14 protein-coding genes are annotated in these 14,226 nt (G+C 40.2%); 11 read left to right on the forward strand and 3 right to left on the reverse strand.

Annotated elements, in window-relative coordinates:
- The first annotated feature begins 55 nt into the window (after positions 1–55).
- The 6 genes from tig (at position 56) to lysA (ending at position 7,756) form a co-directional block, all read left to right on the forward strand.
- Positions 56–1,333 carry a trigger factor gene (tig, locus tag AAAY30_RS03310; RefSeq protein WP_186934779.1) on the forward strand — a complete coding sequence of 426 codons (1,278 nt, stop codon included), beginning with the start codon at positions 56–58 and terminating at the stop codon, positions 1,331–1,333.
- Positions 1,334–1,393: 60 nt separating this feature from the next.
- Positions 1,394–1,975, forward strand: coding sequence for an ATP-dependent Clp endopeptidase proteolytic subunit ClpP (gene clpP / locus AAAY30_RS03315; RefSeq protein WP_022234936.1), 582 nt, complete (start codon positions 1,394–1,396; stop codon positions 1,973–1,975).
- 15 nt (positions 1,976–1,990) lie between these two features.
- The gene (gene clpX, locus AAAY30_RS03320) at positions 1,991–3,319 is read left to right on the forward strand and encodes an ATP-dependent Clp protease ATP-binding subunit ClpX (RefSeq protein ID WP_186934778.1); all 1,329 of its coding nucleotides are present in this window, start codon (positions 1,991–1,993) and stop codon (positions 3,317–3,319) included.
- A 97-nt stretch (positions 3,320–3,416) separates the two neighbouring features.
- Positions 3,417–5,819 (forward strand): endopeptidase La, encoded by a 2,403-nt coding sequence (lon, locus tag AAAY30_RS03325; RefSeq protein ID WP_499215629.1) that lies wholly within the window; start codon positions 3,417–3,419, stop codon positions 5,817–5,819.
- Between the two features lie 11 nt (positions 5,820–5,830).
- On the forward strand, positions 5,831–6,421 hold the full coding sequence (gene yihA, locus AAAY30_RS03330) for a ribosome biogenesis GTP-binding protein YihA/YsxC (RefSeq protein ID WP_195410232.1): 591 nt from the start codon (positions 5,831–5,833) through the stop codon (positions 6,419–6,421).
- Positions 6,422–6,457: 36 nt separating this feature from the next.
- Positions 6,458–7,756 carry a diaminopimelate decarboxylase gene (gene lysA, locus AAAY30_RS03335; RefSeq protein WP_302196465.1) on the forward strand — a complete coding sequence of 433 codons (1,299 nt, stop codon included), beginning with the start codon at positions 6,458–6,460 and terminating at the stop codon, positions 7,754–7,756.
- A gap of 191 nt (positions 7,757–7,947) precedes the next feature.
- Here lysA and AAAY30_RS03340 read toward each other — a convergent pair whose 3' ends face one another.
- Positions 7,948–8,157, reverse strand: a complete 210-nt coding sequence (locus AAAY30_RS03340; RefSeq protein WP_302484216.1) for a helix-turn-helix domain-containing protein — start codon at positions 8,155–8,157, stop codon at positions 7,948–7,950.
- Between the two features lie 344 nt (positions 8,158–8,501).
- Between AAAY30_RS03340 and gdhA the strand changes: the two genes are divergently transcribed.
- Both gdhA and AAAY30_RS03350 read left to right on the forward strand, forming a co-directional pair.
- Positions 8,502–9,833 carry an NADP-specific glutamate dehydrogenase gene (gene gdhA, locus AAAY30_RS03345; protein WP_252559744.1) on the forward strand — a complete coding sequence of 444 codons (1,332 nt, stop codon included), beginning with the start codon at positions 8,502–8,504 and terminating at the stop codon, positions 9,831–9,833.
- Positions 9,834–9,978: 145 nt separating this feature from the next.
- Positions 9,979–10,251 (forward strand): hypothetical protein, encoded by a 273-nt coding sequence (locus AAAY30_RS03350; protein ID WP_195410229.1) that lies wholly within the window; start codon positions 9,979–9,981, stop codon positions 10,249–10,251.
- A 53-nt stretch (positions 10,252–10,304) separates the two neighbouring features.
- Here AAAY30_RS03350 and recQ read toward each other — a convergent pair whose 3' ends face one another.
- Entirely contained in the window at positions 10,305–12,116 is a 1,812-nt protein-coding gene (gene recQ / locus AAAY30_RS03355; protein WP_337782080.1) for a DNA helicase RecQ, read from the reverse strand.
- A 112-nt stretch (positions 12,117–12,228) separates the two neighbouring features.
- Between recQ and AAAY30_RS03360 the strand changes: the two genes are divergently transcribed.
- From AAAY30_RS03360 to AAAY30_RS03370, 3 genes are read left to right on the forward strand one after another with little or no spacing between them, the layout of a single operon-like run.
- A complete protein-coding gene (locus AAAY30_RS03360; RefSeq protein WP_366509310.1) occupies positions 12,229–12,579 on the forward strand; it encodes an arsenate reductase family protein in 351 nt (116 codons plus the stop codon).
- Between the two features lie 9 nt (positions 12,580–12,588).
- Positions 12,589–13,344, forward strand: a complete 756-nt coding sequence (locus AAAY30_RS03365; protein ID WP_499215630.1) for an exodeoxyribonuclease III — start codon at positions 12,589–12,591, stop codon at positions 13,342–13,344.
- A 12-nt stretch (positions 13,345–13,356) separates the two neighbouring features.
- Positions 13,357–13,776: a bis(5'-nucleosyl)-tetraphosphatase gene (locus AAAY30_RS03370; protein ID WP_302484214.1), complete on the forward strand. Its 420-nt coding sequence runs from the start codon at positions 13,357–13,359 to the stop codon at positions 13,774–13,776.
- A 71-nt stretch (positions 13,777–13,847) separates the two neighbouring features.
- Here AAAY30_RS03370 and AAAY30_RS03375 read toward each other — a convergent pair whose 3' ends face one another.
- The gene (locus tag AAAY30_RS03375; RefSeq protein WP_022234259.1) at positions 13,848–14,219 is read right to left on the reverse strand and encodes a RidA family protein; all 372 of its coding nucleotides are present in this window, start codon (positions 14,217–14,219) and stop codon (positions 13,848–13,850) included.
- Positions 14,220–14,226: the final 7 nt, after the last annotated feature.

The raw sequence follows: 14,226 nt of genomic DNA on the forward strand, positions 1-14,226 counted from the left end.
TGAACTGATACTGATTATATTTGTATAAAAAATCAAATTTGGAGGATTTCAAAAAATGGCATTAAAAGAAAGTAAAAAACTTGAGCAGGCTAATTCATACGAGTTAGTTGTTACAGTTGACGGAGAAACTTTTGAAAAAGCACTTAACACAGTTTACAAGAAGGAAGTTAAGAAAATTAACATTCCCGGTTTTAGAAAGGGCAAAGCTCCACGCCACATTATTGAGAAAATGTACGGCAAAGAAGTATTCTATGATGACGCTATGCAGGATTGCTATCCTGAGGCTCTTTACAACGCAGCAGAAGAGGCAGGCGTAAAGATTGTTGCTGTTGAATCTATCGAAGTTACAGAGGTTGAGAACGGCTTTACTTTCAAGGCAAATATCGTTGTTGAGCCTGATATGGAAATCAACAACTACCTTGGCTTTGAAGTAACAAAGAAGTCAACAGAAGTTACAGACGAGCTTATTGACGAAGAAATCGAGAAGGTTCGTGACCGTAACTCAAGAATGGTAACAGTTGAGGACAGACCTGTTGCTAACGGCGACATCGCAGTTATCGACTTTGAAGGCTTTGTTGACGGCGTTGCATTTGACGGCGGTAAGGCTGAAAACTACAACCTTACAATCGGTTCAGGCAACTTTATCCCGGGCTTTGAGGAGCAGATTATCGGTCACAGCACTGATGAAGAGTTCTCTATCAATGTTAAGTTCCCTGAAGAGTATCAGGCTGAAGAGCTCGCAGGTAAGGACGCAGAGTTCAAGATTAAGCTTCACGAGATTAAGGCTAAGGAACTCCCTGAAGTTGACGATGAGTTTGTAAAGGATGTTTCAGAAAAAGAAACTGTAGCAGAATACAGAGATGAGCTTAAAGAAACAATCGCTGCCCGTCTTGAGGATGAAGCTGAAAAGGATAAGGACAATCAGATTGCCGAAAAACTTATCGAACTTCTTGAGGGCGAAATCCCACAGGCTATGTATGACAACCAGGTAAACGAAATGGTTAGAGATTTCGAGATGAGAATCCGTTCACAGGGTATTGATATGAACACATACCTCCAGTATATGGGTATTGACCTTGACGGCTTAAAGAAGATGTATGCCGACGAGGCTAAAAAGAGAGTTCAGTTACGACTTGCTCTTGAAACAATCGCTAAGAAAGAGAATATTGAAGTAACAGACGCTGACCTTGACGAGGCTTACAACAAGATGGCAGAAGCTTACAAGGTTGATGTTGAAACAGTTAAGGGTGCAGTTCCTGCCGAAACACTTACACTTGATGTTAAGGCTGAAAAGGCTCTTAATATGGTAAAGGACAGTGTAGTTATTAAATAATTTGAATAATTAACCTGTTTTTGTTAATTACTATTTACTATAATGAAAGGTTTTGATCAAATGGCATTAGTACCATATGTACTTGAACAGACAAGCCGTGGCGAACGCTCATACGACATCTATTCAAGACTTCTTAATGACAGAATCGTTATGCTCACAGAAGAAGTGAACAGTGCAAGTGCAAGTGTAGTAGTAGCACAGCTACTCTACCTTGAGAGCCAAGATCCTACAAAGGATATTTGCCTTTATATCAACAGCCCCGGCGGCAGTGTTACAGATGGATTTGCAATATTTGATACAATGAATTACATCAAATGTGATGTTTCCACTATCTGTATGGGTATGGCAGCAAGTATGGGTGCATTCCTCCTTGCAGCCGGTGCTAAGGGCAAGCGTCTTGCTCTTCCTAACAGCGACATTATGATTCACCAACCGTCAGGCGGTGCACAAGGTCAGGCTACAGATATGGAAATTCATACAAGACACATTCTTGATATGAAACAGCGTCTTAATCAGATTCTTGCTGATAATACAGGACAGCCGATTGATGTAATCGCAAGAGATACTAACAGAGATAACTTTATGACTGCTCAGCAGGCTCTTGAATACGGTCTTATCGATAAGGTTATTGAAAAAAGATAAGGTGAGGAAATCTTAATGGCAAACAAAAACAACGAAAAAGAAATATACTGCTCTTTTTGCGGAAAGCCACAGGAATTGGTTGGCCGTCTGATTGCAGGCAACGGCGTGTATATTTGCGACCAGTGCGTTGATTTATGTATGAATATTCTTGAGCAGACAGAAGAACTCGAGAACACAGCGGTTGACGCAGAGCTTGCTAAAAAAGATGATACCGTTTCTATTCCAAAGCTCCTTAAGCCTAAGGAAATCAAGGAAATTCTTGATGAATATGTAATCGGTCAGGATGCCGCAAAAGTTACGCTCAGCGTTGCTGTTTATAACCACTACAAGAGAGTGTTTTCAAACGAAACCGATGTTGATTTTTCAAAAAGTAATGTTCTTTTGCTCGGCCCGACAGGCGTAGGTAAAACTTTGCTTGCTCAAACTCTTGCAAAAGCACTTGATGTTCCGTTTGCCATTGCAGATGCCACCACACTTACGGAGGCTGGCTATGTCGGCGAAGATGTAGAGAACATCTTATTAAAGCTTATTCAGGCTGCTGATTTCGACATTGAAAAAGCAGAGCGAGGCATTATTTACATTGATGAAATAGACAAAATTGCCCGTAAATCGGAAAATCCGTCTATCACCCGTGATGTAAGCGGTGAAGGTGTTCAGCAGGCATTGCTCAAAATTATTGAGGGTACTGTTTCCAATGTGCCTCCGCAGGGCGGCAGAAAACATCCGCAACAGGAATTTTTACAGATAAACACAAAGAATATTCTGTTTATCTGCGGCGGTGCTTTTGACGGTCTTGAAAAGATTGTTACAAAGCGCAAAGGCTCTTCCGTAATCGGCTTCGAGTCATTTATTCAGGATAAAAAAGAGCTTGACGAAACCTATTGGATGAAAGATGTTACTGCACACGATCTTGTTAAGTACGGCATAATTCCGGAGCTTATCGGCAGACTTCCCGTTATTACGGCTCTAAGCGGTCTTGATACCGACGCTCTTGTGCAAATCCTTACAGTTCCTAAAAATTCAATTGTTCAGCAGTATAAAAAACTCTTTGAGCTTGACAATGTTGAACTTGTATTTGAAGATGAGGCTTTAAAGGCAGTTGCCAAAAAAGCGCAGGAACAGAGAACAGGTGCAAGAGGACTAAGAGGAATTATGGAGGGAATACTTACAAACCTGATGTTTGAAATTCCGTCCGATCCGACTATTGAAAGGGTAACAATCACAGAAAAGGTTGTAACCGAGGGCAGCGAACCCGAACTTCTCAGAAACGAAGACAAGGCGGCTGTTTCAATAAACTTAAAACAAGATGCAAAGAAGCGTCAAAAACGAAGCACAGCTTCTTAAAGTATTGTAAATAATTAAAGCTGTATTGCCGAAAAAACAATACAGCTTTTTTTGATTAGATTTAATTGTGAAATAAATTGTGATGGGAGGATAGAAAATGGACGATAGAAACGATAATTTAATACTTTTGCCCGTTCTGCCGCTCAGAGGACTTGTTGTTTTTCCGAAAGCGCTCATTCATTTTGATGTGGGAAGAAAGAAGAGCATCAGTGCTATAAATGCCGCTATGAAAAACGATCAGCTTATTTTTCTTGTTACACAGAAAGACGCTGCCGAAAACGACCCGGATATTACAAAATGCTACACAACAGGCGTAGTTGCAAAAATTGTTCAGGTAATCAAACAGCCCGACAACTCAACAAGAGTTGTTATTGAGGGCAAATTCAGAGCCGGAATTGTAACTCCTGTATTCGATAAAAATTGTCTTATGGCCGAAGTTGAGCCGTATCCGGATAAAAAGTTTAAGCACACCTCCGAACAACTCGGTTTGATGCGTGCTGTCAGATTGGAATTTGAAAACTATGTCAAGGTAGCTCCTCGAGTTCCGAATGATATTATATTTAAAGTTGCCTCTTGTAAGTCTTGCGGCGAGCTTGCAGACTACATAGCTGACAACATTGTGCTTGATTATCAGGCAAAGCAGACCATTCTTGAAGAACTTGACCAAACCGAGCGACTGGATATGTTGCTTGACATTCTTATAAATGAAACTTATATCCTTTCAATTGAAAAAGATATTGTTCAAAAAGCAAGAGACAGAATTGAAGAAAATCAGCGTGATTATTTTCTAAGAGAGCAGAAAAAGATTATTGAAGAAGAACTCGGCGAGGACGATAATCCGTCCGCAGAGGCAGAGGCTTACGCCGAAAGAATTTATGCTTTGGAACTTTCCGAAGAAGCTGAAAATATCCTCATCAAAGAGTGCAAAAAACTTATGCGTATGCCTTACGGAAGTCAGGAGGCGTCTGTAATCAGGACTTATCTTGACACAGTGCTTGACCTTCCGTGGAACACAGCTACCAAAGATAAAATTTCCGTTACCAAGTTAAGAAAAGAACTTGATAAATCTCACTTCGGACTTGCTAAAATCAAGGAAAGAATCATTGAGCAGCTTGCCGTTACAAAATTGAGAGGCTCGCAGGACGGTCAGATTATCTGTTTTGCAGGCCCTCCGGGTGTCGGCAAAACCTCGATTGCACAGTCAATTGCAAAGGCTATCGGCAGAAAGAGCCAAAGAATTGCCCTCGGCGGCGTGCGTGACGAGGCTGAAATCAGAGGTCACAGAAGAACCTATATCGGTTCAATTCCTGGCAGAATCATGACTGCAATTCAGAATGCCGGTTCAAACAATCCTGTGCTTATTCTTGACGAAATCGACAAACTTGCCAGCGATTATAAAGGTGACCCTACATCCGCTTTGCTTGAAGTCCTCGATTCGGAACAGAACAACAAGTTTGTTGACCATTATATTGATATTCCTTTTGATTTGTCTAATGTAATGTTCATTACAACAGCCAATGATGTATCACAAATTCCCGCACCGCTGCGTGACAGAATGGAAATCATTGAGCTTGACAGCTATACAAGAGAAGAAAAATTTAATATTGCTAAAAAGCATCTTGTTCCAAAGCAGCTTGAAAAGTGCGGATTTACCGCTAAAGAGGTTAAATTTACTCAATCGGCGCTGTATTTCCTAATTGATTTTTATACAAGAGAGGCGGGTGTTCGTACTCTTGAAAGATTAATCGGAAATGTGCTCCGTAAATGCGCAGTTAAAAAACTTGAAGACGAACAGGAAACTTTTAAAATTACAGACAAAGAAATTCTTGAAATGCTCGGACACAAGAAATTTACAACCGATAAATTGCCGTCGAAGGACGAAATCGGCACTGTAAACGGACTTGCTTGGACAAGCGTCGGCGGTGAACTTTTACCGATTGAAGTTGCGGTTATGGATGGCACGGGCAAACTTGAGCTTACGGGTTCTCTCGGTGATGTTATGCAGGAGTCGGCAAAGGCTGCCGTTACTTGCATAAGAAGTCACGCAAATTCACTCGGAATTAATCCGCAGTTCTATAAAAATAAAGATATTCACATTCACGCTCCCGAGGGTGCTGTACCAAAGGACGGTCCTTCGGCGGGTATTACAATGGCAACCGCCATTTATTCAGCTTTAACAGGAAAGCCCGTAAAGCGTGATGTTGCAATGACAGGTGAAATTACCCTACGAGGCAATGTAATGCCGATAGGCGGCTTAAAAGAAAAGAGTATGGCTGCATATAAATCGGGCATTAAAACCGTTATCATTCCAAAGGAAAATGAAGCAGACCTTGAGGAAATAGACCCTGTTGTAAAGGAAAAAGTAAGTTTTATTCCTGTTACAAGTTTCTCGCAGGTAGTCCCGATTGCAATAGTCGATGTACCTGTAATTTCAGAAAAGCAATGGAACGCAGTTCCCGATAATACGGTAACTACCAAATCGGAAAACATCAGACAGTAGGGGTGAGGTAAATGAATTTTAACGAAGTACAATTTGAATTTGCCGCCGGCACAAAAGAACAGCTGCCAAAATCTGATATGCCCGAAATTGTTTTTTCAGGACATTCAAATGTCGGAAAGTCCTCTCTTATAAACAAACTTGTGCAGAGAAAAGCACTTGCCAGAGTAAGCGCACAGCCGGGTAAAACCGCTACTATAAATTTCTATAAATTAAAGGAATTTCGTATGGTTGACTTGCCCGGATATGGCTATGCTAAGGTTTCTAAAAACGAAAAGAAACGCTGGGCAGAGCTTGTAGAGGGCTATTTTGCACAGGAAAGAAATATAAAATTGATTATCCAAATTCTCGATATGCGCCATCCTCCTACAGATGACGACCTTGAGATGGTGGACTTTCTTTACAGAAGTAATTACCCATTTGCTGTAGTGCTTACAAAGCGTGACAAGCTGAACAAAACAAACCAGAAACTACAGCTTGAATACTATCAGGATATTTTCAGCACAATCGAAGATTTACCTATGATAGAGTTTTCGGCACAGGACGGATATGGCAAAGAGGAAATAAAGGCTCTTATAGAGTCACATATTTTGCAGACCGAATAAAAGGCTGCGCAAGTAAATATCAGGAGGTATGAGAGAATGTTTGTAAATGATTGCTTAAACATTAACGAAAAAGGACATCTTACAATCGGCGGTTGCGACACAGTTGAGCTTGCAAAGGAGTACGGCACTCCGCTTTATGTACTTGACGAAAACACAATCAGAACAACCTGCCGTTCATATGTTGAGTCTTTCAAAAAGTTCTACAACGGCAACGGTATGCCGCTTTATGCCAGCAAGGCGCTTAGCTGTAAGGAGCTTTGCAGAATTGCAAACGAAGAGCATCTCGGACTTGATGTAGTATCGGGCGGCGAGATTTATACAGCACAGCAGGCAGGTTTTCCTATGGAGAAAACCCATTTTCACGGCAACAATAAAACAGCCGCTGAAATTGAATTTGCACTTAACGCAGGCGTCGGCACATTTGTAGTCGACAACCTTTACGAGCTTGAGCTTTTAAACGAAATTGCAAGCAAACTCGGTAAAAAGGCAAAGATTTCATTCAGAATCAAGCCTGGTGTTGACGCTCACACACATAACTTTATCAGAACAGGTCAGATTGACTCAAAGTTCGGCTTTGCACTTGAAACAGGCGAGGCTTTTGAGGCTGTTAAAAAGGCACTTGAATATGAAAATGTAAACCTTGCAGAACTTCACTGCCACATCGGTTCACAGATTTTTGATATTGACCCATTCGTTACAGCTGCAGAAATTATGATGGACTTCATCGGCAAAATTAAGGACGAGCTTGGTGTTACAATCAGCAACTTAAACCTTGGCGGCGGCTTTGGCATTATGTATGTAAACAGCGACGAGCCTGTTCCTTATGAGAATTATATGGAAAAAGTATCTGTTGCCGTAAAAGCAAAGGCTGCGGAACACAATGTGCCTGTACCTTACATCTTTATTGAGCCGGGCCGTTCAATCGTCGGTGAGGCAGGTATTACGCTTTACACCGTCGGCGGTATCAAAGAAATCCCTGACATCAGAACCTATGTATCTGTCGACGGCGGTATGACCGACAACATCAGATATGCGCTTTATCAGTCTGATTACACAGTAGTAAACGCAAGCCACGCAGACAAAGAGGCTACACAGACCGTTACAGTAGCCGGCAAATGTTGTGAGAGCGGCGACCTTGTACAGGAACACACACAGGTAGCTCCTGTTACAGTGGGCGATACACTTGCTGTTCTTTCAACAGGTGCATATAACTACTCAATGGCATCTAACTACAACAGAATCCCTCGTCCTGCCATTGTTATGGTAAACAACGGCAAGTCAAGAGTTATTGTTAAGAGAGAAAGCTACGAAGATATCGTAAGAAACGATATTTGATAAAAAATTAAAGGTCACTTTTGAGAAATCGGAAGTGACCTGTTTTATTGTGCAACGAACCGTCGACAATAGTCGGCGGTAATTTTTTGCCTTAAAAGGGGATAGGTTATTCCTTGAAATTTTAAAATAAAATTATCATTTTAAAATCCGAACAATGAGTTAATTCTTAATCTATAAAATTTACATAACCGTTATTTATTGAATTTATCAAGACCGAGAATGTAATCACTTGACACTCTGTAAATCATACAAAGTGAAATCAAATGCTTTATAGGCAACTCACGCTTTCCGCTTTCATATTTGCTGTACTGTTCCTGCCTTGTATGCAGCAGAAAAGCAATCTCCGCTTGAGTATATCCGTTTGCGATTCTCAGTTCCTTTAGCTTTTTAGTGTAGTCCATAAAATCACCGCATTTCAAAATATTACTATTTGTATTATATCATTGTTTATGTGCGTTTGCAACTAAAGCAAATGTTAAAAATTCAACCGATGAACTATACAAAACGGTAAGTTGATGTTAAAAACTTATTTCAAAGCAACTCGAGCACAAGCAACTTTCATAACTTAGGTAAAATATTTTTATTTTCGACAAAATAATAGCTAAATATTAACAAGTTTATAAACTTTATTTAAAAAACTTGCAAAACAGTTAAAAAAGTAGTATTATAAATATGTCGAAAGCCACAAACAATATTTAATTGTGGTAATGATAAATTGTTTTGAATTAATAAGGAGGAACATACAATGTCGTATGTAAGTGAACAGCTCGAAAAGCTTAAAGCAAAAAATCCAAATGAACCTGAGTTTATTCAGGCAGCTACAGAAGTTTTAACATCACTTGAGCCTGTATTTGAGGCTAATCCTAAGTATCAGGAGAACGCAATTCTCGAAAGAATCACAGAGCCTGAGCGTGTTATTATGTTTAGAGTTCCTTGGGTTGACGATAACGGCAAGGTACAGGTAAACCGTGGTTTCCGTGTACAGTTCAACAGCGCTATCGGACCTTACAAGGGCGGTTTAAGATTACATCCGTCTGTAAACCTCGGTGTAATTAAGTTCCTCGGTTTTGAGCAGATTTTCAAGAACTCATTAACAGGTCTTCCTATCGGCGGCGGTAAGGGCGGCTCTGACTTTGACCCTAAGGGCAAGAGCGACAACGAAGTTATGGCTTTCTGCCAGAGCTTTATGACAGAGCTTTGCAAGCACATCGGTGCTGACACAGACGTTCCTGCAGGCGACATCGGTACAGGCGCTCGTGAGATTGGTTATATGTTCGGTCAGTATAAGAGAATCAGAAATGTATATGAGGGCGTTCTTACAGGTAAGGGTCTCAACTGGGGCGGTTCTTTAGCAAGAACAGAGGCTACAGGTTACGGTCTTCTTTACTTCACAGAGGAAATGCTCAAGTGCAACGGTAAAGACATCAACGGTGCTACAGTTTGTATTTCTGGTGCAGGTAATGTTGCTATTTACGCTACACAGAAAGCTACAGAGCTTGGTGCTAAGGTAGTTACACTTTCTGATTCAACAGGTTGGGTTTACGATGCAGAGGGTATCGACCTTGACGCTGTTAAGGAAATCAAGGAAGTTAAGAGAGGCAGACTTTCAGAGTACAAGAACTACCGTCCAAATGCAGAGTACCATGAGGGTAAATTCGATTGGTCAGTTAAGTGTGATGTTGCTCTTCCATGTGCTACACAGAACGAGCTTAACGCTGACGATGCTAAGAGACTTATCGCTAACGGTTGCTATGCAGTAGCAGAGGGCGCTAATATGCCTACAACTCTTGAGGCTACAAAGCTCATCCAGGAGGCAGGTTTACTCTTCGCTCCGGGTAAGGCAGCTAACGCAGGCGGTGTTGCTACTTCTGCTCTTGAGATGTCACAGAACTCACAGCGCCTTTCATGGACATTTGAGGAAGTTGACGCTAAGCTCAAGAACATTATGGTTAATATTTTCCACAACATTGACAATGCTGCTAAGAAGTACGGCTATGAGGGCAACTATGTAGTAGGTGCTAACATCGCAGGCTTTGAGAAGGTTGCAGATTCAATGATTGCTCAGGGTGTTTGCTAATTAAATCCTTTAATAAATTCAAAATCCTGTCTGATTTTTCAGGCAGGATTTTTTATATGTTTATTTCGCTTTTATTGTAAGGTTCTTTATTTCATATGCTAATAATTCTGTTTTTACTGTGCAAAATACTTTTGAGGTGATTTTTATGGCTAAAAAAGGAATGCACAGAGCAGATAACATTTACGATAAAAATAAAAACAGAGCAGAGATTGTACCCGAATTGCAGGGCGGGGCTAAACTTAGCAACGAAAAAGCCAATCCGATTATTGCAGGCACACAGCCTCCGTCACAAAAGGTGTATCACAGTAAACCGCACAGCGAAAGACCTATTTCAAATTTTTATTCTTATATAGACAACGACTTAGCAAGAGATAATCTTGAAAACGATATTCCAAGCGCAGATTTGCAGGATTTGTAATCAGAAACGGCATACCATTTCAATGTTAAATTATAGAAATGGTATGCCGTATTTTAAAACTTTTCTTCCTTATATTCCTTAATAATCTGGATAAATTCTTTTGCGTATTTTTCCTGCTTTTTAATACCGACACCGGATATTCTTAAGAAATCATTTTCGTTTGTCGGAAGTTTTGCGCACATATCACGCAAAGATGCGTCGCTGAATATAACATACGGAGGAACGCTGGCTTTATCCGCAAGATATTTTCTGCGCTCCTTAAGTTTGTCAAACAACACCTTATCGACCTCTGTATGCTGAATTTCTCTGTGCAGCTCCTCTTTAACGGCGAGGCGCATTGTAAGGCTTTTTTGCCCTTTCAAAATCGGATATGATTTTTGCGTTACCTTTAAAACAGGGTATTTGTCCTCGGTTTGAGTTATATACTCTTCGTCAATAAGCCTTGTTATAAGCTCGTTTATAACCGTTCTGCGCTTCTCACTCATTATGCCATATGTAGACTGATTATTTAACCTGTATTTGTAAATATTCTCGCTTTTTGAGCCTGCAAGCACGGCGGATATTGTAGAAGTGCCGAACTGCTGCCCTGTTCGTATAATGCAAGAAATAATCTTCTGCGAATCTACCGTTACATCAGTAAGCTTGTATTCTTTAAGGCAAGCCGAGCAGTTTTTGCACTCGTTTGTGTGATACTCACCGAAGTAGTTTAGAATATAATTTCTAAGGCAGGTGGTAGATGTACAGTAACCTACCATTTTATTAAGTTTATAGTAATCGTTTTTCTTGATTTTTTCACGCTGTTCATCGGTCAGTTCATCATTTTCGTCATTATTTTCAATAAAAAATTTTTGTGTATGAACATCACCGGGGCTGTACAGCAAAACGCAATCGGAGTTTTCGCCGTCACGACCTGCTCTGCCTGCCTCCTGATAGTAGTTTTCAAGATTTTTCGGCATATTATAATGCACCACAAAGCGCACATCGGGCTTATCAATTCCCATTCCGAAAGCATTGGTTGCAACAATCAGATTGCATCTGTCATTAATGAAATCGTCCTGATTTTTGCTTCGTATTTCATTGCTCAATCCTGCGTGATAAATAAGCGAATCATAGCCGTTTTCATTGAGAAAATCGCTGACTTTTTCTACATTTTTACGGGTAGCACAGTAAATTATTCCGCTCTGTTTTTTGTGTTCGCTCACTATGGCGAGTAATTCTTTTTGCTTGTTTTGCGGACGCTTTACGGCGAAGAACAAATTTTTTCTGTCAAAACCCGTTGTTATTTCAAAAGGATTTTTAAGACCGAGCAGATTTAGAATATCCTTTTTTACAGCGTCGGTTGCCGTTGCCGTAAATGCGGAAACGACCGGTCTGTCATCAAGTTTAGAAATAAAATCGGATATTTTCAAATAGCTTGTGCGAAAGTCGTGACCCCATTGCGACACACAGTGTGCCTCATCAACCGCAATCAGAGAAATTTTTATACTGTTGCAAAGATTAAGAAAAGCGGGCGCTTCAAGCCTTTCGGGCGCAACATAAATCAGTTTGTATTCGCCTCGCATAGCGTTATAAATTGCTTTCGACTGTTGGGCGGGAGTAAGCGTGCTGTTGATGTATGCCGCTCTGATTCCGTTTTGATTAAGCGAAGTAACCTGGTCTTTCATCAGCGAAATAAGCGGAGAAATCACAATTGCAATTCCGTCCGACATAAGTGCCGGAATCTGATAGCAAATCGACTTTCCGCCGCCCGTAGGCATAATACAAAGCGCATCTCTGCCGCTCGAAATATTATCTATTATATTTTCCTGACCGTCACGAAACGAATCGTGGCCGAAGTATTGTTTTAAAAGTTCAAACTTATCCATAATAAATATTATATATAAAATCAAAATTATTTTCAAGCAAAGAGCCGAAAATGTTGATTATTAGCCGAAAATATTTTATACTATAGTTGTATTTTTTATTTGGAGTGATATTATGTTATTTTTAGAATATCCGAAATGTTCGACCTGCAAAAAGGCTAAGAATTTCTTAGACAGCAAAGGTGCCGATTACGAGGACAGACACATTGTTGAAAATAATCCGACAGTCGAGGAATTAAAGCAATGGCACGAAATGAGCGGACTTGACATTAAAAAGTTTTTCAACACAAGCGGTATGCTTTATAAGTCAATGAATTTAAAGGACAAGCTGCCGCAAATGTCGCTTGAAGAAAAATATCAACTGCTTGCAACCGACGGAATGTTAGTAAAACGCCCCATTCTCATTAACGGTGATAAGGTACTTACAGGATTTAAAGAGGCAGAATGGGAAGAAATAATAGGATAAGGAGCAATTATGAAGAAATTTATATCTTGGAATGTAAACGGACTGAGAGCCTGCGTAACAAAGGGCTTTCTTGACTTTTTTAATGAAGTAAATGCAGATGTATTTTGCTTGCAGGAAACTAAGTTGCAGGCAGGACAGATCGACTTGCAGCTTGACGGCTATCATATGTATTGGAACTACGCCGAAAAAAAGGGGTACTCGGGCACTGCGCTTTTCACAAAAGAAGAGCCGATAAGCGTAACCTACGGACTTGGAATTGAAGAACACGATAAAGAGGGCAGAGTGATAACCGCCGAATTTGAGGACTATTACTTTGTGACCTGCTATACGCCAAATTCCAAAAACGAGTTATTAAGACTTGATTACAGAATGGTTTGGGAGGACGCTTTCAGAGAATATCTGAAAAATCTTGAAAAAGCAAAACCCGTAATCGTATGCGGCGACCTCAATGTTGCGCATAATGAAATTGACCTTAAAAATCCTAAGACAAATCGCAAAAACGCAGGCTTTACAGATGAGGAAAGAGGTAAAATGACTGCGCTTTTAGACAGCGGATTTACCGATACTTTCCGCTATTTTTATCCCGACAGAGAGGGAATATACTCGTGGTGGTCATACAGATTTAAAGCGAGAGAAAAGAATGCAGGCTGGCGTATTGACTATTTTCTCACATCAAAAGCCCTTGATTCAAGACTTGTCAGCGCCGATATTCACACAGAAGTTTTCGGCAGCGACCATTGCCCTGTTGAACTTGTGATTGAATAAATTAATCAGCCTATGAAATACGAAAAATCTTGCGGAACTGTTGTATTTACAAAAGAAAACAACGAATATAAATTTTTAATTGTGAAGCAGCTTCAAGGCTTTCATGGATTTCCAAAAGGGCATATGGAAGCAGATGAAACTGAAGAACAAACCGCCTTACGAGAAATATTTGAAGAAGTCGGTGTAAAAGCAAATCTTATTGATGGCTTTAGGGTAGTCGACGAGCATATAATTCCGAACAAAGTCGATACAGTAAAGCAAATAGTTTATTTTCTTGCTGAATATAAAAATCAGAATGTAAAATTTCAAAAGTCAGAATTATCAGCCGTTAAACTTTTAGCGTTTGATGAGGCTTACAATACTTTTGAATATGAAAGCTCAAAAAGAATACTGTCTGCGGCTTATGATCATTTATCTAAAGCAGTTTACTAAGCAAAAAACCTGCACTCTATAATTAAAGTGCAGGTTTTTGTTTTGAAAAAATCAACAGATTTTATACAGAATTAAACTTCGGCGATTACTTCAACTTCAACGAGAACATCCTTTGGGAGCTGTTTTACAGCTACGCAGGAACGGGCAGGCTTTTCTGTGAAATACTTGCCATATACAGCGTTGAATGCGGCAAAATCGTTCATATCCTTTAAGAAACAAACTGTCTTTACAGCCTTTTCAAGTGAACTGCCGGAAGCCTCGAGAACATTCTTAAGGTTTGTGCAAACCTGTTCTGTCTGTGCCTCAATTGTTGCAGCCTCAACATTGCCGCTTGCAGGATTAATAGCAATCTGACCTGATGTAAATACAAGACCGTTTACTACAACTGCCTGTGAATATGGGCCGATAGCATCGGGAGCATTTTTTGTATAGATTTTTTCCATAATAAAT

Source organism: Ruminococcoides bili, assembly GCF_040093295.1.
Classification (GTDB): Bacteria; Bacillota; Clostridia; order Oscillospirales; family Acutalibacteraceae; genus Ruminococcoides; species Ruminococcoides intestinale_A.